15 protein-coding genes and 5 pseudogenes are annotated in these 17582 nt (G+C 67.0%); 10 read left to right on the forward strand and 10 right to left on the reverse strand.

Annotated elements, in window-relative coordinates; all coding sequences use genetic code 11:
* Positions 1-7: 7 nt before the first annotated feature.
* Complete coding sequence (gene istA, locus OG798_RS55425) at positions 8-1369, reverse strand: IS21 family transposase (protein ID WP_443054261.1); 1362 nt, start codon at positions 1367-1369, stop codon at positions 8-10.
* A gap of 193 nt (positions 1370-1562) precedes the next feature.
* Here istA and OG798_RS55430 point away from each other — a divergent pair, with 193 nt between their 5' ends.
* Complete coding sequence (locus OG798_RS55430) at positions 1563-2408, forward strand: hypothetical protein (protein ID WP_328760400.1); 846 nt, start codon at positions 1563-1565, stop codon at positions 2406-2408.
* Positions 2409-2646: 238 nt separating this feature from the next.
* Positions 2647-3270 (forward strand): sigma-70 family RNA polymerase sigma factor, encoded by a 624-nt coding sequence (locus tag OG798_RS55435; protein ID WP_328760401.1) that lies wholly within the window; start codon positions 2647-2649, stop codon positions 3268-3270.
* Between the two features lie 34 nt (positions 3271-3304).
* Here the strand turns inward: OG798_RS55435 and OG798_RS55440 are convergent.
* A pseudogene (locus OG798_RS55440) lies at positions 3305-3505 on the reverse strand (transposase); the annotation flags it as partial.
* A 298-nt stretch (positions 3506-3803) separates the two neighbouring features.
* Between OG798_RS55440 and OG798_RS55445 the strand changes: the two are divergent.
* The 4 genes and pseudogenes from OG798_RS55445 to OG798_RS55455 all read left to right on the forward strand — a co-directional run.
* The gene (locus OG798_RS55445; protein ID WP_328760404.1) at positions 3804-4505 is read left to right on the forward strand and encodes a transposase; all 702 of its coding nucleotides are present in this window, start codon (positions 3804-3806) and stop codon (positions 4503-4505) included.
* A gap of 421 nt (positions 4506-4926) precedes the next feature.
* A pseudogene (locus OG798_RS57065) lies at positions 4927-5274 on the forward strand (transposase); the annotation flags it as partial.
* Between the two features lie 517 nt (positions 5275-5791).
* Positions 5792-5950, forward strand: a pseudogene (locus OG798_RS57070) (transposase domain-containing protein); the annotation flags it as partial.
* 26 nt (positions 5951-5976) lie between these two features.
* Positions 5977-7194, forward strand: a pseudogene (locus OG798_RS55455) (IS4 family transposase); the annotation flags it as partial.
* Positions 7195-7440: 246 nt separating this feature from the next.
* On the opposite strand, the gene OG798_RS55460 reads toward OG798_RS55455, so the two are convergent.
* The 5 genes from OG798_RS55460 to OG798_RS55480 are packed head-to-tail and all read right to left on the reverse strand — an operon-like array spanning position 7441 to position 11506.
* Positions 7441-8886, reverse strand: a complete 1446-nt coding sequence (locus tag OG798_RS55460; protein WP_328760406.1) for a cytochrome P450 — start codon at positions 8884-8886, stop codon at positions 7441-7443.
* Entirely contained in the window at positions 8883-9482 is a 600-nt protein-coding gene (locus tag OG798_RS55465; protein ID WP_328760407.1) for a GTP-binding protein, read from the reverse strand. The genes OG798_RS55460 and OG798_RS55465 overlap by 4 nt, the downstream gene beginning before the upstream one ends.
* Entirely contained in the window at positions 9460-9816 is a 357-nt protein-coding gene (locus tag OG798_RS55470) for a DUF742 domain-containing protein (RefSeq protein WP_328760409.1), read from the reverse strand. The genes OG798_RS55465 and OG798_RS55470 overlap by 23 nt, the downstream gene beginning before the upstream one ends.
* A complete protein-coding gene (locus OG798_RS55475) occupies positions 9813-10223 on the reverse strand; it encodes a roadblock/LC7 domain-containing protein (RefSeq protein ID WP_328760410.1) in 411 nt (136 codons plus the stop codon). The genes OG798_RS55470 and OG798_RS55475 overlap by 4 nt, the downstream gene beginning before the upstream one ends.
* The gene (locus OG798_RS55480) at positions 10220-11506 is read right to left on the reverse strand and encodes an ATP-binding protein (protein ID WP_328760412.1); all 1287 of its coding nucleotides are present in this window, start codon (positions 11504-11506) and stop codon (positions 10220-10222) included. The genes OG798_RS55475 and OG798_RS55480 overlap by 4 nt, the downstream gene beginning before the upstream one ends.
* A gap of 1199 nt (positions 11507-12705) precedes the next feature.
* Here OG798_RS55480 and OG798_RS55490 point away from each other — a divergent pair.
* From OG798_RS55490 to OG798_RS55505, 4 genes and pseudogenes are all read left to right on the forward strand, one after another.
* Positions 12706-12912: pseudogene (locus OG798_RS55490) on the forward strand (zinc-binding dehydrogenase); the annotation flags it as partial.
* Between the two features lie 184 nt (positions 12913-13096).
* A complete protein-coding gene (locus OG798_RS55495; RefSeq protein WP_328760413.1) occupies positions 13097-14089 on the forward strand; it encodes an alpha/beta fold hydrolase in 993 nt (330 codons plus the stop codon).
* A 33-nt stretch (positions 14090-14122) separates the two neighbouring features.
* Positions 14123-14374 carry a hexameric tyrosine-coordinated heme protein gene (locus tag OG798_RS55500; RefSeq protein WP_328760414.1) on the forward strand — a complete coding sequence of 84 codons (252 nt, stop codon included), beginning with the start codon at positions 14123-14125 and terminating at the stop codon, positions 14372-14374.
* A gap of 197 nt (positions 14375-14571) precedes the next feature.
* Positions 14572-15567 carry a helix-turn-helix domain-containing protein gene (locus OG798_RS55505; protein ID WP_328760415.1) on the forward strand — a complete coding sequence of 332 codons (996 nt, stop codon included), beginning with the start codon at positions 14572-14574 and terminating at the stop codon, positions 15565-15567.
* 84 nt (positions 15568-15651) lie between these two features.
* Here the strand turns inward: OG798_RS55505 and OG798_RS55510 are convergent, their stop codons facing one another.
* The 3 genes from OG798_RS55510 to OG798_RS55520 form a co-directional block, all read right to left on the reverse strand.
* A complete protein-coding gene (locus tag OG798_RS55510) occupies positions 15652-15825 on the reverse strand; it encodes a hypothetical protein (RefSeq protein WP_328760417.1) in 174 nt (57 codons plus the stop codon).
* Between the two features lie 91 nt (positions 15826-15916).
* On the reverse strand, positions 15917-16591 hold the full coding sequence (locus tag OG798_RS55515; protein WP_328760420.1) for an MBL fold metallo-hydrolase: 675 nt from the start codon (positions 16589-16591) through the stop codon (positions 15917-15919).
* Positions 16592-16750: 159 nt separating this feature from the next.
* On the reverse strand, positions 16751-17284 hold the full coding sequence (locus OG798_RS55520; RefSeq protein WP_328760421.1) for an SsgA family sporulation/cell division regulator: 534 nt from the start codon (positions 17282-17284) through the stop codon (positions 16751-16753).
* Positions 17285-17582 lie beyond the last annotated feature (298 nt).

The following is a 17582-nucleotide window of genomic DNA, read 5'->3' on the forward strand; positions in this document are numbered from 1 at the left end:
CCGGGTGTCACTCACTCTCACGCTCCTGGTTGTCGTGGGTGGGGTTCTGCCGTAGCTGGTCGGCGACGGCGGCATAGTGGGCCAGGTCGATCACGACCCGGTTCGCGACGTCCGATTTACTCTGGCCGCGGAGGCGTTCGGCTTCTGCCAGGGCCGCAGGAGATGGTGGCCGACGGACCTTGGTGCGGCAGGGCGCCTTGTCGGAGAAGGAGGCCAGCACCGCGCGTTCGAGGGCAATGACATGTCCAGCATCGCGGATGGTCTGTCCGGCCCCGTCCCGTGCCCGGCGGTGCTCGGCGACAATCGCTCGACCGGCCGTGATCACGTGCAGGGTGTCCTCGCCGAGCCGGGTGCGGACGATGACCTGGGACCCGGTCAGTCCGGGCGGGACGGAGTAGAAGTTCCCGGCGAAGGAGACCAGTGCCTGCGGGCTGACGGTGCGGGTCTGCTCCAGCTCAGCGGGGAACGGCCGGGTCGGCAGTTCCAGCAGCGGCTCTGTCTCGGCGAGCGCGCCGGCGGTGGTCGACAGTCCGTCGATCTTGCGTCGGCGGCCGTCCATCTGAATCGCCAGCTTGTCGATACCGTTCTGTCCGGCCTCGATGCTGATGCCGTCGGGGACGGTGCGCCACCAGCGTTGGGCCGCGGAGTGGTTGGCCTTCTCCACGACGCCCTTGCGGTTGCCGCGACGGGGCGGGCAGATATCAACTCCGGCCCCGTAGTACTTCGCGACGGCCGCGAAGGTCGGCAAGAGCCGTCCGGTCGGCGGATGACAGACGGTCGCCATCCGGTCGAAGCGCCACCGCCGCGATGTCCCGCCCAGGCGCCTCAGCACGGCATCGAGAGCCTGAACCAGGTGCGGAAAGGTCTCGGCCTCGGCCAGCACGGCCCGCCATCGGCCCGAGTGCGCGAGGGCACCGACCAGGAGGTGAGCATGGGAACCGACGCCCCACTCCTCGGGCGGGTCAGGGAGTTCGACCCAGTCGAACTGGATCTCCTCGCCCGGCGGGTGGGCGATGATCGCGACATCGCGCCCGCTCGAGGCCCGGCAGGGTTCGCAGTGCGGACGGGCCTGGTAGCGGCGCAGAGCCCGGGTGAATGTGGAGTAGCCGCCAGCGTAACCGAGTTCAACGATCTCGTCGAAGAGCGTCGTCGCCCACAGATGTGGGTCATCGCTCAGCCGCTGGCGGCAGTACTCCAGGAACGGCGTGAATGCGTCCGGCGACTGACGTCGATACCCCGACACGCGCTCGCCGTTGAGATAGGCGCGGATGGTTTTGCGGTCGTGGCCAAGATGCCGGGCGATCGCCGAGATCGACCAGCCTTGACGACGCAGCGCATGAGCATCCACGTCTTCCTCCCAGGTGAGCATCCGGGCCTCTCAACAGGCCGAATTCATCGCGCACCGAGACTGTCCGGGCCAACACGCGTACAGCCCGACACGCCGAGGAAGATCACGCAAAGGATGGGGAGATCAACTGAGCAGGTTTGGCCCCACCGAGAGCGCTACCTGGGGAAGTTCAAAGAGCGCCATCAACGGCTCCTATCTGTCAGTCATCGGCACCGTGCGGGTGCGGGTCATCGATGCGCAGATCACCGTGACCTGCACCGACGGCACTGTCTTCACCGGCTCCTACCGGCTGGCCACCACCCTGACGGACGCCCGCCGCTTCCCGGCGGCCGTGTTGGTGGATCTCTACCATCAGCGGTGGGAGCACGAATCAGCGTATTACGCGCTCCGCCACACGATCATGAACGGGCGCCTGTTGCGCTCGGGCGACCCCATCGGCATCGAGCAGGAGATGTGGTCGCTCCTTACGCTCTACCAGGCACTGCGGACCGTCATCGTCGACGCCGCCGAGTCCCTCCCTGGCACAGACCCCGACCGCTGCGGCTTCACTATCGCCTTCCAAGCCGCCCCTGACCAGGTCATCCACGCCGCCGACGTCGTCACCACGACCGTCAAACCGGTCGGTCTCATCGGACGCCGGATCCTGTCCGGCCTGCTCCCGCCCCGGCGACAGCGGGTGAGTACCCGCAAGGTCAAAACACCGACCTCCCGCTACAACGGGCGATGCGACAGCGACGGCCGGCCCGATGCCAGCCGCACCGTCACCGACCTCGACGTCACCATCCTCGAACCCTCCGATCCGCTGCCCGCGCTGCCGACCGCCTCCAGGGATGATCGGCACACCGCCCCCGGCAAGCGCCGCCGACACCGAATCCTGGCCCTGCTCCAGGAAGACCCCACCCGCCTCTGGCAACCCCGCGACATCGCGACTCACTTCGGCGACGTCACCCTGGAAACCATGTATAGACAACTGAACCGCTGGGCCGCCAGCGGACTCATCCACAAGCTCGGCCCCGGCCTCTACGCCGCCACAGTGTGGTCACCAACTCCCCTTGCGTGACCTGCGAAAACGTTAACTACCCGGCCTTGGGGGAGGCCCCCCTCACCCTCGCCGGATGAGCGGCAAACAACGCCGGCCAACCACCACGCCGTAGATCATTCGCGGGGCAACGCCTATCTCACGTCAATCATTCGTCAATCGAACGTGGCACTGCGGCTTGCAGCGTGTCTCTTGGGACCGGTCAGACCCTCCGGTCCCGCTTCCCGGTCGGCACGACCGCGTAGACAAGGAGTCAGCCGTGGGCTGGACAGCTTTGGGAGCAGAAAAGGCCGATGAGCGTGAGCAAAGTGTGTACATCAGCTACAACGAACACGTACCTGCCCTGTTCACGTATGTCTGCCGACTGGTAGGAGGCGATCGGCACAAGGCCGAGGACATCGTCCAGGAGACGCTTTTGCGATGCTGGAACAAGTTTGACCACGAGCACAGGGAGGTGTTGCGGCCCTGGCTGTTCAGGGTCGCCCGTAACCTTGTGATCGATGGTCACCGCAAGATCAACTCGCGGCCGCCCGAGGTCGACGGCGCCCCCTGGCTCGAGCAGGAAGCCGCGGAGATCGACGAGATCGAGCGGATGCTCTCCGCGGTCGTCGTCGATGACGCGCTCAAAGCGCTTTCACCGGCGCACCGTGAGGTCTTGTACCAGACGTACTTCGTCGGCCTGACGCTCGAAGAGGTCGCGCGGGCCCTCGACGTCCCCCTCGGTACCGTTAAGTCGCGCCTGTACTACGGCCTGCGCGCGCTTCACCTCGCAATCGAGGAGCGAGGGGCCAAGGCTCCCCCGAAAAAGGTGACACCGAGTTCTCCGACCACACCCGGTCGAGGTAGCCGGGGGCGGCTCAGCCGAAGCCTTGCCGGCGAGTGAATGGTATGAGCCTCGCAGGGCCGTATGCGGGTCTTCAGAGTTGAGCGGTGCCAAGGTGTCCACGGGCTCGGCGGGTGGTGACGCAGCGTGTCCGTAGCCGCTGATTGTCGGCGTTGCGGAAGCCGAACGCGTTGCGGGTGGCGACTTTGATCACGCGGTTGTTCCTCTCGCTATTGGCCTCAATGTGGCCTGTGTCGATGAACGCGGCCATCTCGGTCCACCAGCGGTCGACGGTGGCAGCGAGGGTAGGGCTTCAGGGATGTCGGATTCCGCGCACCAGGTGCGGACCTTCCAGCGGGAATGGCCGACTTGGAGGCGGTCCGTCATCGGCCCTTCACCACCCGTAGCCGGCCTGCTGCCCGCCCCTGATCCGGCCGAGACGAGGCCAACGGGGTGTTCCCCCGGCAGTGTCGGGCGGTCGGCGAGGGAGCGTTGAGCCATGCTGGGGCAGGGCGATTCACACCGCCTGGAGCGGCTACCGCGTCCATCTGACTGAGTGCTGCGACGAAGAGCGCCCCGAGCTGGTGGTCCACGTGGCCACGACACACTCGACCGTGCAGGACGTCGAGATGACCGCGATCATCCATGACGACCTCGCCAAGCGCGAGTTACTGCCGCGCGAGCACATCGTGGACAGCGGTTACGTCACGCCGGCGCACATCGAGCGGGCGGCACGGGTGCACGGCATCACCCTGCTCGGCCCGGTTGTCCCCGACAACAGCCGCCAGGCCACGGCCGGTTCGGGTTTCAGCAAGTCGGCCTTCCCCGTCGACTGGGACCGCCGGCAGGCCACCTGCCCCCAGGGCGCGGTCAGCCGGGAGTGGAGACCCCTGCGGATCAGCGGACACGACTACATCCAGGTCAAGTTCGCCAAAGCCGACTGCCAGGCCTGCCCGGTCCGCCCACAGTGCACCACCTCCGCCACCCGGCCAAGAGCCCTCGCCCTGCTACCCACCCTCCACGAGATCCAAAAGCGCAACCGGCTCGACCAGACCACCGAAGAGTGGCAGCGCCGCTACGCGATCCGAGCCGGCATCGAAGCCACCCTCTCGCAGAACGTCCGCGCCCACGGCCTGCGCCGCTCCCGCTACCGCGGGCTGGCGAAAACCCACGTCCAGCACGTACTCACCGCGCTGGCCTGCAACGTCGCCCGCATCGCCGACTGGATCAACACCCCATCCACAGCCCACCGCCGATCAAGCCACTTCCGTGCACTGTGCACCGCAGCCACCTGACCCCGCCAACATCACCAACAGAGTCACGCCGGGCAGTTAGGGCTCGCAGAGCATTAACCCTGGGTATTCAGCGAACTGGGCGGCCTTATGCCCCGATAGCAGAAAGGTGCCGTTGACCTGCAAGGATGCGAGTGTCTAGGTCGTATCCGCTGCAGAGAGCAAGGCACCTTTCCGGCGAGTGAGCGTACAGGGTGGGACGGTCGGCTGTCCGTGGTGGCCGATGGGAAGAGGCTGGTCGGGCATGCCGGAACGGTGCTGCTGCGCCGGTGCGCGGACCGCACGGGGCTGACGGGGGCGCTGGCAAGGGTTTTGCCGTCCAGCACAGTGGCCGGCTGGCGGGACCGCGCCGGGGTGCTGGTGCACCTGGCCATCGCGATCGTGCTGGGGGGCGGCGAACTTATCGGAGACCGAGCAGCTCCAGTTGCATGACGGGCCGCCGTTCGGGCCGACGGCCTCGGACTCCACCGCCCGCCGCACGCTGGCCGCGCTCGACGCGGCCACCCTGGTGAAGATCGCGAAGGTGCGGGCGCGGGTGCGTCGGCAGGTGTGGAGTCTGCTGCATTTGCGGCCCGGCGGCTTCCCGTGGCTGGCGGTGGCGGGCAAGCGGCTGACCGGCTGGATCGTCATCGACATCGACGCCACCATCATCACGGCGGCGTCCAAGAAGGCCGGGGCAGCAGTCACGTTCAAAAAGACCTTCGGGTTTCATCCGCTGGCCGCGTGGTGCGCGAACACAAGCGAGTCCCTGGCCATGATGCTGCGTCCCGGCAACGCCGGAGCAAACACGGTGACCGACCACATCCGCGTGCTCACCGACGCTATCGCCCAGATCCCCGGCTCCTCTTCGACCACCGCTACCTCTCCGAAGCCTCCATGGCCGAACTCCTCACCGCCAAACCGGCCGAGGACGACCACCAGCTTCCTCCACAGCAGGAACCGAATCAGCTCGGCCAGTGACTACATCACTCGGCGGGACACCATCACGAATGGTCGTGTCCCGCGACGTGGTGTAGGGGATCAAGCGCTACGCGTTCCGGTTCGAGATCCGTGGCGATCTCTGCGGAGACTGCAGCCCACGAAGTGTCCCGGCAAGGCAAGTTGGACATCCGATCGGGCATGGTCGGCGCCCCTGGCCTGCAAATTCCGGTGTCTTGATCCCGTACAACACGTGGCGGCAACACCGCTGCGTTAGACCGGCGGGCGGGTCGTCAAGGGGGCGAACATCAGGACGGGACCTCGGGTAAGTCCCTTGGTGTCGAGCCAGGGCGAGCAACCCGGAGGTCCCGTTGTTACCGAAGTCTGCCAGCGTCTCGTCGATACCGACAGGCCCGGACGTATACGCACCCGGCCATGTCGGTGAGCTGACCCAGATCATCGATCCCGTCCTCGTGGATGCGGTCATCGAGGAAACCGCCGCGAGGGAACAACGGCTGCGTCTGCTCCCGGCGCGGGTCGTGGGTACTTCGTCCTTGCCCTGGCCTTCTTCGAACGGTCCTCCTATCAGGGCGTCTGGGGCAAGCTCACCGTGGGCCTGGGCGATACCGTCGTGGCTCATCCGTGCGCGTCGTCTCTGTCGCGGGCCCGCCGCCGACTGGGCGTCGCACCCTTGCGTGCCCTGTTCACCGTTCTGGCCGGGCCGGTGGCCACCCCTGCCCAGACCTGCGCCTTCTACCGCGGGCGGCGCGTGGTCGCCATCGACGGCACCACGCTGAACGCCCCCGACGAGCCCGCTGTGACCTGGCGCTATCCCAAGCACATCGGTCCTGTGCGCGAGTTCGGCTACCCGATCGTGCGCCTGGTGGCCCTGGTCGAATGCGGCACCCGTGCCCTGATCGACGCGGTTTTCGGCCCGGACCGCACCGGGGAGATCTCATACGCCCACCGCCTGCTGGGCAGCCTGGACGGTTCGATGCTCCTGCTCGCCGACGCCTACTACGACGCCGTCGGCTTCCTGACCGCTGTCTCCGACACCGGCGCGGCCTTCCTGCTCCGGTCCACCCGCAAGCGCCGCCCGACCATCCGGCATCCTCTGCCGGACGGCTCCTACCGGACCTTCATCCAGTCCAACAACTACCGGGCAGGCCGTGGCTACGGGCAGCGCCTGGAGGTGAGGGTGATCGAGGCATGGGTGACCGTCACGCTCGCCGACGGGACCCGGCGCACCGAGCTGTGGCGTCTGCTCACCACGCTCCTGGACGCCGAGCGCCATCCCGCCATGGAGCTGATCGAGCTTTATCACCGGCGGTGGCAGGCGGAGACCTGCTACTTCTCGCTGAAGACCACCATCCTCGACGGGCGCATCCTGCGGTCCCGGACGGTCCCCGGCCTCGAGCAGGAGATCTATGCCCTGCTGACCGTCTACCAGGCCTTGGTCCGGATGGCCGGCGACCTCACCACCGCACACCCCGAACTGTCTCCTCGGCAGGTGAGCTTCACGATCCTGCTGCAGGCTGCCGCCGACCAGATCGTCGCCGGGAACGGCATCACCATCACCGAGCCGGTGACGCTGGTCGGCGCTATCGGCCATGTTGTCTTGGCGAACCTGGTCCCAGAGCAACGGCGGTGGCGGGTGAAGTCACGGATGCTGAAGAGGTACAGCAAGTACCCGTTCAACCGGACACGGCACCCCCGGAAGGCCCAGAAGTACACCCTCCACACCGAAGTGATCCCAGATGGATGGGTCCCTTGACATCAGCATCTCCCGCCAAAGGCAACGGTGTTGCACCCGGCGGGACGCCATCGTCGGTCGGCCAAGGCAACCGCTCCTCACCGTCGCGCGTACAGTCCACGCCGGCCTGTTCGCGCGGCGTTACCCCCGCTGTGGACACGCTGTCTGTCGGCCGACTGGCATGCGTCGTTACCCAGTGCACACGAGGACCGAAATCTGCCCCTCAGGGCGGCACTTCCACTGGCCGCTGAAGCCCCGACGGTCGAATCACCGCCCCTGCTGACGGCCTATCAGACGCTCCCAGATGCGCCTCGCGCTCCAGCCACCGTGGTCGGGCACGATCGGATGAGGCGCGGCAACGTCTGGGGCAACGTGGGTCGCCGACGGCTGCATGACCGGCGTGGAAGCAGGACTGGGCGCGCTCCGCGGGGCCTCATCGGGGAGCCTGTCCGCCCAAGCCGAGTCCTTCACCGGTTCGAAGCGCACCGGGAGCGCGGTCAGCGCGCGGTGGAAGGGGCCCGGCCGCCATTTCAGCTCTGCGACGGGTACGACGAGTTCCACATCGGGCAGCCTGTCCAGGAGCTTCTCGATGGCGACCGTGGCGATGAGCCGGGCCGAACCTTGCGCCGGACACGCGTGTGGACCCGCACTCCAGGCAAGGTGTGCGCGATTCCCGACACGATGGTTGGACGCCTGCGCGGGATCGTTGTTGGCGGCGGCCAGACTGATGATCACGGGATCACCCTGGCGCAGCCGGGTCCCCTCCAAGACGACATCGTGTACCGGGTAGTGCACGCAGTAGTTGGCCATCGGCGGGTCCTTCCACAGAACCTCGTCGAGAGCGTCCTCGATCGGCAGACTGCCACCGGACAGGCTGCCGGCGAACCGGTCGTCGGAGAGCAGCAGCCGAAGCACGTTTGCTATCAGGTTCTGCTCGGGCTCGGTGCCCGCCCCGAAGAGTACGGACAGCTCATGGACCATCTCCTCGTCGGTGAGTGCCACCGGATGGGCCATCATCCAGGAGATCACGTCGGGCCCAGGGGTCGCCCGCTTGAAAGCGATCAGTTCATTGAGGCACTGCAACGCCTCTCCGTGCGCGCACTTGGCATCGGCCCCTGCCTCGAAGATCGCGCGCATCGCCACGAACAGCCGCTCACCGTAGGCGGCGGGGCAGCCGATCATCCGGGTCAGTACAAGTAGCGGCAGCACCGCCGCGTAGTTGCTGAGCAGGTCCGCTTCACCAGCCTCCTGGAAGCTGTCGATGAGCGTGTCGGCTGTGGTCTCGACGTACGTACGCAGTGCGAGGGGATCGACCCGCTTCAGGCTGTCGTCCACCACGGCACGCCGTCTGCGGTGTTCCTCCCCCTCGGTGAACATGCAACTGGGCCGGTACTCCATCATCGGCATGACCGGGCTGTCCGGCCCGATGGTCCCCTCGGCCAGTGCACGCCACCGGCGGGGGTCCTTGCTGAAGGTCCCGGGGTCGCGCAGCACTCTGAGTGCGGTTTCGTAACCGATCACCATCGAGGCCTCCACACCGGGGGCGAGCTCGACCGGTACCACCGGTCCGAACCGGCGCAGTGCGGCATAGGTGCCGACGGGGTCGGCGGCGAACTCCGGTTTGTACAGCGGGGTCCGGGAACTGACGCCGGCGCCCGAGTGTGCTGGACAACCCGGTGGGGGTACCGCGCCGACGGCAGGGTCGGAAGTCATGCGCGCTCCTGGGGGATACGGGTCTGGAGGTATTCGACGAGTGTGATCAGAGCTTGGGTGGAGGACTTCGGATCACGGGCGTCACAACTGACGAGCGGTGTCTCAGGGAGCAGGTCAAGAGCATCGCGAAGCTCGGGTTCGGGATACCTCGGGGCGTTGTCGAAGGTGTTCACCGCCACGGCGTAGGGCAGTCCCTGCTCCTCCAGCCTTCCCATGACGTCGAAGGACTGCTCGAGGCGGCGCGTGTCGGCGAGCACCAGCGCCCCCAATGCTCCACGTGACATGTCGTTCCACAGGTGGATAAAACGCTGCTGTCCGGGTGCCCCGAACAGGTACATCACCAGGCGGTCGCTGAGCGTCAGGCGGCCGAAGTCCATGGCCACCGTGGTGGTGGTCTTCCCCTGAACTCCCGTGAGGTCGTCGATCAGGGCGCCGGCCTGGGTCATGACCTCCTCAGTTCTCAACGGTCTGATCTCGGAAAGGGTGTGGACGAAAGTAGTCTTGCCGACCGCGAAGTGCCCGACCACCAGAAGCTTCACCGAGATCCGCACCGTGTCCGGCAGATGACCATGGTCAGAGACGAGCGCGGAGACCATTGAGCACCTCCTGCAGTATCTCGGCCTCGGGGAGCCAAGCCGAGGGAATGGGGGAACGAGTCAGGATATGGCTGCTATCCACCAGGTCTCCGATGAGCACCTTGGTGACGCTGACCGGCAGACTCAGGAACGCGGCGATCTCTGCGACCGAGAGCGCACCTGCACGGCACAACTGCACGAGGCGGCGCTTCTCCGGACTCAGCGCACTCACGTTCTTGTCGGTGGCAATGACCAGCGTCACCAGATCGAGGGTGTTGCGCGTCGGATGGGCTCGGCCCTCGGTGACCACGTACGGCCGTACCAGGCCTTGTCTCTCACGCCTCAGCGGGGTCATGCAAGGCTGTCCATGCGCCGGGGGGGCGTGGTCAACTCCTTGCCGAGGCGGTCGACAAGTTTGTGCATGCGGAAGGTGACCGCCTCCATGTCTACCTTGTCGGAGGTGGAAACCGCCAGATACGCCCCGGGGCCGGCCGCAACGAGGAAGACGAAACCGTCGACGAACTCGATCAGGGTCTGCCGCCACGGTGTCTCGGATTGCCCACAGAACTCGGCGGTGCTGCGGCTGATCGACTGCAGACCTGACAGCGCCGCGGCCTGCCTGTCCGCCTCGTCCCGGCTGATGCCCTTGGAATGCGCGCGCAACATCCCGTCCGCAGAGAGCAGAATGGCATGACGCGCTTCGGGTACCTCCAGAGCGTCGTCGAGCATCCAGCCCAGCTTGTCGTTCATGATCTTGTTCATGCGTCACGTGTTCCTTCGGCGTCCGGGGTGAATCCGCGGCCGGATCGGGTGCCACGGGAGAAGGCCCCCAGGAGGGCAGCGGCGTCATTTGCGGAACGGACTTCCGCCGAGCCCTGCTCCGGCTGGGCGGCTGTGGAGGAGGGCGCGGCAACCGGCTGGCGACGGCGGCGCTTCGGCAGGTGGAGGGCCGATTCCGTGTGGAGAACCGGTTGCGTCTCAGCGAAGTCCTGCTCCGCCGTCCGCGATACGTCTGCTGATGCGTCCGTTCGGGTCTCGGTCTGGGCGCCCAGGGGGGTTAGTAGTGCACTCGGCAGGAACACGACCGCGCGTACTCCTCCGTAGGGGGACTGGGTATCCACGGAGACACTGAATCCGTAGCGGGCCGCGAGCAGACCGATCACCGCGAAACCGAACTGTGGCGGGTCGCCAAGTCTGCTGACGTCCACCTCCTGCTGCCCGGAAAGAAGGGCCTGCGCCCTCTCGATCTCCCGTCGGCGCAATCCCACTCCGGCGTCGTCGATCACCATCGAGACGCCGTTGTGCGCCGGTTGGAGGCTCACCTGGACCATGGTGTTGGGTTGGGAATGCCGTGCGGCGTTGTCCAGCAGTTCCGCAACGACCAGTACAGCGGGCTCCACAGCGCGGCTGACGACTGCGCTGTCCACCTGCTCGTAGACCTGAACGCGTCGATAGTCACGGATCCGGGACGTCGCGCCGCGCACCACGTCAACGAGCGGCGCGGCGGCTCGTTGCCGCCCCGGCCATGAGCCGCAGAGGACCGAGATGGCCTGCGCTCGACGACTGAACTGCGCGTTCATGTGGTCGATTCCCAGCAGATCATGGAGCACCTGCGGATCGTCGTGGGTCTCCTGCATTTCCGAGATCGCCAGTTGCTGCTCGTTGGCAAGACCCTGGAGCACGCGCATCGACGCCTTCAGCGCCGCCGTCGCTGCCTGGGTGGCACGCCTTTGCGTCGATTCTTCGGACCGAACAACCATGTCCGCCACCTGCTCGACGCTCCGCGCGAACGGTGTGGCGGTGAGCTGCGGGTGCAGGAGACCGGGCACCGACTCGGAGCGGTCGGACAACTCCAAAATCGCGGGAAGTCGTACCGCGGTCAGGTGCCCCATCTCCTCGTCTCGGGCGAGCAGTCCGGCTTCGAGGGCGGAACACCGCGCTTTCAGCGCGGCAGCCCCCCGGTGCCGGCGCGCCAGCAGGAACAGGGACACGACCGCGGCGACAGCCGGGATCCAGAATGCCGCCTCTGGTATGTCTGATGTCATTGATTCCTCGTGACAGCTCATCGGACGGGTCGCGGACGTGGCCGTTGGGGGAAGACCAATCCATCACCTTGCGGTAGGAGTCGTCGCGCCGGGCCACTGGGGGGCGGAAGCTCGCTCCATGGCGATCGGGCCGATACCGACGTGCTCCTGACGGGCGCCAGCAGGTGCAAAGTTATCCGTGAGAGCGGGCAGTTGTCAGCCTCGCCAGGGGGCTGACGGGGCAGACTTCAGTGATCGAAAAGGCAGCAGCACCTCATTCCTTCCTACCTGGGCGGCGGGTTGAGCCCCGCGCCCGCGGGGATCAGCAGTCAAGGGGGAGCGGGCGAGCTCGCTGATCCGCTGGGGTGACGCCTGTTGGCGGCCCAGGTCGGTGACGGTCAGCGCGCGCACCGCACGGGTCTCCCGGCGCCCGTGGCCGGTGCCGCGCTGATAGTGCCGGCGCGGCGACCTTGGTCCGGGGCAGAGACCGCAGCCGGGCGAACAGACGGACTGGTTGGTCTTGACTGAGGCTGATCCTTTGGAGTGGACACCCTGACAATGGGTCTCGAAGGTCCAGGAATGGATGTCCAGGTAGGACGTCAGTCTCCGATCCCGGGAAATCCCGGAAGGGACGCCGTCGCGTTGTACCGAGCCGGCGGTGGCAGGCGCACGTACGCGGCGGTGGCCGCGGAGCTCGGGATCACCAGGAGACGCTGCGCACGCGGGTCCGCAAGGACACCGCCCAGCACACGTCCGAGCACCGCGTGGACGGGGCCGGCCGGGGTCCCGCTGAGGAGCCGGCTCGGCTGCGGGCGGAGAACGCCCAGCTACTCAAGGCGGAGAAGGAGTGGCAGCTGAAGCGTGAGATCCTGCGCCGGGCGGCTGCGTATGTCGCTCGGGAGGTGAAGTGAAGACCCGCCGCTGAGACTTCCTCTCTGACAACTACTCCGGCTTCGGCGTCCAGCGGCTGTGCCGGGTCCTCGGGGTGTCCCGCTCCGGCTTCTACCGGCACCAGGCAACTGCCAAGGCTCGCCGCCGAGCGCCAGGCGGCCGACAATCGGGCGGTCGGGGAGATCCGCGCTGTCCACGCCGAACACCACGGCGCCTACCGCGCCCCGCACGTGCATGCCGAACGCCGGTCGCACGGGCGGAAGATCTCGGAGTCGTGGCCGAAGTGGGCGACGGCGTGACCAGCCTCGCCGTGCCGACGTGGCCGCCGCCCACAGGGCACGCGGGTGTTCTTCGTCGTCGGTCCGCACCGTGGCGACCTGCGGGCCGTCACCGGAATGATCGACGACGGACGGCTCACGGACGCGATGGACCGAATTGTCCCGCTGCCTGAGACGCGTATCGCCTACGAGGCACTCCGCACGGAGCACCGACGTGGCAATGTCGTTGTCTATGTCGACGGGGGCAATGGCGACTGACCGCTTCGCGGGTGCTCGTAGCCGCTCAGCCGTGGTGTGGCCGCCGTCCAAACGGCGGCCACACCACGGCTCGAACGGCTGCCCCGTCCTGCCTCGCTGCACGCTGAGCGCGTTTTCGCCTATGCGCGGTGACGCAGTCAGTTGACTCAAGAGAATTCCGCCCGGTGTTTTCTACGGTCACTACATGAAAAACTTCATACGCCCGTGGCGTATCGCCCTCACCATGCTGATGGCCACAGCGCTCATCGCAGCGACGACCTCCCTCATCACAACCTCCACCGCAGCCGCCTCCCCGGAGACGGCAGGGGCGCGGCCGCCGGCCGGATTTGCCGAACACATCGCCCACGTCAACGGCATCAACGTGGACTACGTCCGCGGCGGTCATGGACCCACCCTCGTCCTCCTGCACGGCTATCCGGAGACGTGGTACGAGTGGAAAGCGGTCATGCCCGCCCTCGCCAAGCACTACACCGTCATCGCACCCGACCTGCGCGGCGCCGGCAGATCCAGCGCGCCTCGCGACGGCTACGACAAGAAGACGATGGCCGAGGACCTGCACGCACTGCTGGTCCGACTCGGTCTTACCCGGCACATCAACCTGGTGGGCCACGACATCGGCACCATGGTGGCCTACTCCTACGCCGCCCAGCACCGTAACCAGGTCGCCAAGTTGGTACTCACCGAGGCACCGATACCGGACCAGAGCGTCTACAACTTCCCCGCACTCACCCCCGCAGGGCCCGGCTTCTGGAACTTCGGATTCTTCAACGTCACCAACGGCCTTCCCGAAGCGATGGTCAAGGGGCGCGAGCAGACGTGGATCGACCGGTTCGTGGCCATGCTCGCCGTTCACAAGGACCGTGCCACCGAGCCCGCCGCCGTGCGGGAGTACGCCCTACGGCTGAGTGACAGCGCCCACCTGCGGGCGAGCTTCGAGTGGTTCCGGGCGCTCAACCAGGACGTCGCCGACAACAAGACGTACGCCAAGAAGCCGCTGGAGATGCCGGTGCTGGCCCTGGGAGCCGAGAGCAGTCTCGGAACGAACGTTCCCGACCAGGTCCGGAAGTATGCCCGGAATATCCAGGGTGGCGTGGTCGCCGACTCCGGCCACTGGATCTTCGAGGAGCAGCCACAGGAGATGACGCGGCTGCTGCTGAACTTCCTCGCCAAGGCCTGAACACACACGCACCCGAGACCGGAGGCCGACACCATGAACCGAGTTCCCGACGAAGCCCTGATCCTGGTTCCCGGCGGCACCCTCGTCACCAGCACCCCCGAAGACGGCCGGGCTCTGGCCATCGCGATAGCCCGCAACACCGTGCACACCATCCAGCCCGACCTTGACGTACTCAAGGCCGGACGGCCCGGGTACGCCGGTGGCCCCGACGGGCTGATCGCAGCTGCCCAGGTCGTAGCACTGGAGTTCGCCACGATCGCGGCAGCCAACGGCTACTGGCGTTGACCCGTTGGCCGTTCGGCGTCGGCGGCGGCCGCCGACGCCGAACGGCCGAACTCGCCAGGCGCATCGCCGACTACCTCTGGAATACTGCTGCTGGCACACTTGCCCGAGGAACTGGCCGAAAGGCGGAGATCATGGCGCCTGGTTCATTGCTGCCGGAAGACGGGCACGGCCCGGGCAGCCAATACACCACGGATTCGGTGCCAGTCGGCCAGAGGCCCGCGTACTGGCGCGAAGCCCTGTCCCGGACTTTCTCCGCCGTCGACATCGTCCTCCCCGACAATGTGTACTCGGGCACCATCCGTACTTCCCAGCTGGGGAGTCTGCGGGTCGCCACAGTGGAATGCGATGGTCTGTACTGCGTACGCAACTCGCGCCTGATTTCCCAGGGCAACAGCGAGGACGTGATCGTACGACTCCAGGGCAGGGGCGTCGCCCGACTCGAGCAGGGCGCCCGCGAGGTCTACCTGCATCCGGGCGAGATCGTCCTGTACGACATGACACGCCCCCACCGAATGGACTTCCCCGAGCCCCAACAGACGAAATCCCTCGTCCTCCCGCGGCGACTCCTGGGGCTGGAGGAGTCCGACCTGCAACGGCTCACGGCGATACCCATCCGCCCCGACACAGCCCTGGGCGCGCTGCTGTCACCCTTTCTTTCCAGGCTCGTGGACACGGCGCAAACGTACCCGTCCCATATCGGTGAACTGCTGGCCCGTAACGCCGTGGACCTTCTCACGGCCCTGGCCGATGAACGCCTGGGCCGACGGACGGGCGAGACACCCGGTGCCGACCGGGCATTGCTCGTGCGGATCCAGGCGTACATCGGCCGACACCTCGCCGATCCGGACCTGACCCCGAAGGCCATAGCCCGAACCCACCACATCTCGGAGCGCTACCTGCACAAGCTCTTCGAGCAGACTGACGTCACCGTGGGCCGGTGGATTCAGCGCCGCAGGGTGGAGGAGTGCCGGCGTGAACTTGCCCATCCGGAAGCGGCCGGCCACACCGTGGCCGCCCTGGCACGCCGATGGGGTTTCACCAGCGCCGCCCACTTCAGCCGGGTGTTCCGAGCTGTGTACGGGATGTCCCCCAGGGAGTGGCGGGACGCGGGCAGCATGTGCGGGGTATCGAAGACACGGTCTGAGCCGCTCGATCCGGGCTTGCACCTTGCCCGTCCTGGGGCCGAGTTCTGACATGCCGGTTCATTCACCGAAGGTCGTTCCGTTGCAGAGATGAAGACTCCCGAACTGGCCGTGCCGTTCGGGGGCGCGGGACTGTCAGGGGTGGATTGCGAAGGGGCCGAGCAGCCCGGCGTCGATCCGAAGAGACTCCACCAGCGCGAAGGCGTTGTCGACCGTGAAGACGTCCGCGGCGGCCAGGACGCCTGTGCCGTCACCGGCGCCGCCGCCTGCTCCGCCGCGGCCTGCAGGTAGGTCTTGAAGATCGCCCACGAGTTGCCGGTAGGCCCGTACTGGCGAAGAACGGTGTGGGGTCCAGGGTGGCGATGGTGTCGCGGGCGCTGGCCTGCAGGTCCATGACGTACTACTGCTGGGTCTCGCCGTCGGCGCGGCGGCCGAGATGGCCGAGGTGACCGCCGACCAGCGTCCGCCATGGGTAACTCATCGCAATGTAGTGGGCACGGATCCAGCCCGGTATGTCCTGGGAGACCGCAAGGTTCTTGAAAGGCGCCCAGCCCGGATAGATCACGTCGACGAGCATGAGCGTCTTCTGGCGTAGGGCGTAGACGAAGATGTTGTCGGGAGCGTGGTTCGGTCCGTGATGGGCCAGCTCCAGCCGCTCCTCTCCGACATGCAGGACCATCCGGTCGTCGAAAGTGGTCGTGGGAGCGGGCCGATTGGGGTCACCAGCGCGCCGCAGCAGGCGACGGGTCTCGGTGTGGCCGATGCGCTCGACGTTCTTGCCCCACAGCGAGGCGGCCCCGATGTGGTCGGCGTGCGAGTGGGAGTAGATCAGGTGGGTCACCTGGCCGGGGGTGCCGGTGACGCGAGTGACGTCGTCGATGGCGCGTAGGAGGTTGCGGCCGATGGTCGGCGGCGCGTCCACCAGCACGACGCCTTCCCGGGTGGCGAGGAACATCGCCTGGTAATAGCCGTCGGTCACCGAGGAGAGGTTGCCTTCGACGCGGCCGACGAAATAGCCGTCCGCGTTGAGCGCGGGACCGACCGAGGCCGCGGGCACCGGCCCGTAGTCGGGCAAACCGTTCCAGGAAGGATCGTCCCGACCAGCGACGCGGCTGGAACGGATGCGACCATGGCCGCTCGTTTGAGGAAGATCCGGCGGTCGGCGTGGTTCTGTCCCTGCTGCTGCGCGGTCACGTCATCAACCTCTCTGTGAAGTCACTACTCGGGGTGGTTGTCATTCGTGATCCTGTCGGACCGCGGTGGATTGCGCACCGGGGGCTGGACCTGCGGCAGACGGCGCGTCTCGCCACGGCTCCCGCTTCGCGTGCAGGTGTTCGAAGGAGGCGTCCCAGTCGATCGATCGGCCCTCGGTTCCGGCGGGGACCACGGCGGAAGTGCCCGCCAGCCAGTCATGAACCGGAGCGACGTCAGTCTCGAGCAGCACTCCGCCGTCCCGACCCTTCAGACCGATGTGCAACGTCTCCCGCCGGTGGTACGGACACGGCGGCTCGAACCAAATGTCTCCCTCACCGCTCGGACGCAGCAGACCCTCGGCAAGCAGGTCCCGGGAGAAGACCCAGGTCGTGGTGCAGGCCATCGTGGCGAAGTCGACGGAGACCGCGAACGCGAATGCCGGGTCGTAGCGGAAACGGGCGCGGACGGGCAGCGTCGACGGCGGGGAACCACGCTGCCGCAGGGTCAGATACAGATCCGGTTGGCGTCGAAACGATGAGGACCGATCCTCGTCGCGGGGTCGGCGGCTGCCCATGATGCGTTCCTCCTGAAGTCCGCAGGTCATCCGGCTCTCGTGTCACATCAGATTCGGACATCACGCGCGTACACGCATCAGTCGAACGACTGCGACAGTGACACACTCAGTGGCGAGACCCGACAACACGGTCACCTACACGGCCCGCCGCGTCGCGCACAGCGGCGCGGGCTCAGCGCGTCCGAGAACGGTCGGGCAACGACCGCCGCGTCTCGCTGGTACGGCGTCGAACCCATCTCGGCTCATTGCGGCCGTGGCACTGCCGGATCCTTCGCAATCGGTCAGGGGCCGGGGTCGG

It is taken from the genome of Streptomyces sp. NBC_00271, from assembly GCF_036178845.1.
GTDB lineage: Bacteria > Actinomycetota > Actinomycetes > Streptomycetales > Streptomycetaceae > Streptomyces.

Excerpts from the sequence above, each read along its gene's own strand:
- istA (WP_443054261.1), bottom strand. The coding sequence starts at position 1,369 with ATGCTCACCTGGGAGGAAGACGTGGATGCTCATGCGCTGCGTCGTCAA.
- OG798_RS55460 (WP_328760406.1), bottom strand. The coding sequence starts at position 8,886 with ATGACTTCCGACCCTGCCGTCGGCGCGGTACCCCCACCGGGTTGTCCA.
- OG798_RS55465 (WP_328760407.1), bottom strand. The coding sequence starts at position 9,482 with ATGGTCTCCGCGCTCGTCTCTGACCATGGTCATCTGCCGGACACGGTG.
- OG798_RS55470 (WP_328760409.1), bottom strand. The coding sequence starts at position 9,816 with ATGACCCCGCTGAGGCGTGAGAGACAAGGCCTGGTACGGCCGTACGTG.
- OG798_RS55475 (WP_328760410.1), bottom strand. The coding sequence starts at position 10,223 with ATGAACAAGATCATGAACGACAAGCTGGGCTGGATGCTCGACGACGCT.
- OG798_RS55480 (WP_328760412.1), bottom strand. The coding sequence starts at position 11,506 with ATGACATCAGACATACCAGAGGCGGCATTCTGGATCCCGGCTGTCGCC.
- OG798_RS55495 (WP_328760413.1), top strand. The coding sequence starts at position 13,097 with ATGAAAAACTTCATACGCCCGTGGCGTATCGCCCTCACCATGCTGATG.
- OG798_RS55500 (WP_328760414.1), top strand. The coding sequence starts at position 14,123 with ATGAACCGAGTTCCCGACGAAGCCCTGATCCTGGTTCCCGGCGGCACC.
- OG798_RS55520 (WP_328760421.1), bottom strand. The coding sequence starts at position 17,284 with ATGGGCAGCCGCCGACCCCGCGACGAGGATCGGTCCTCATCGTTTCGA.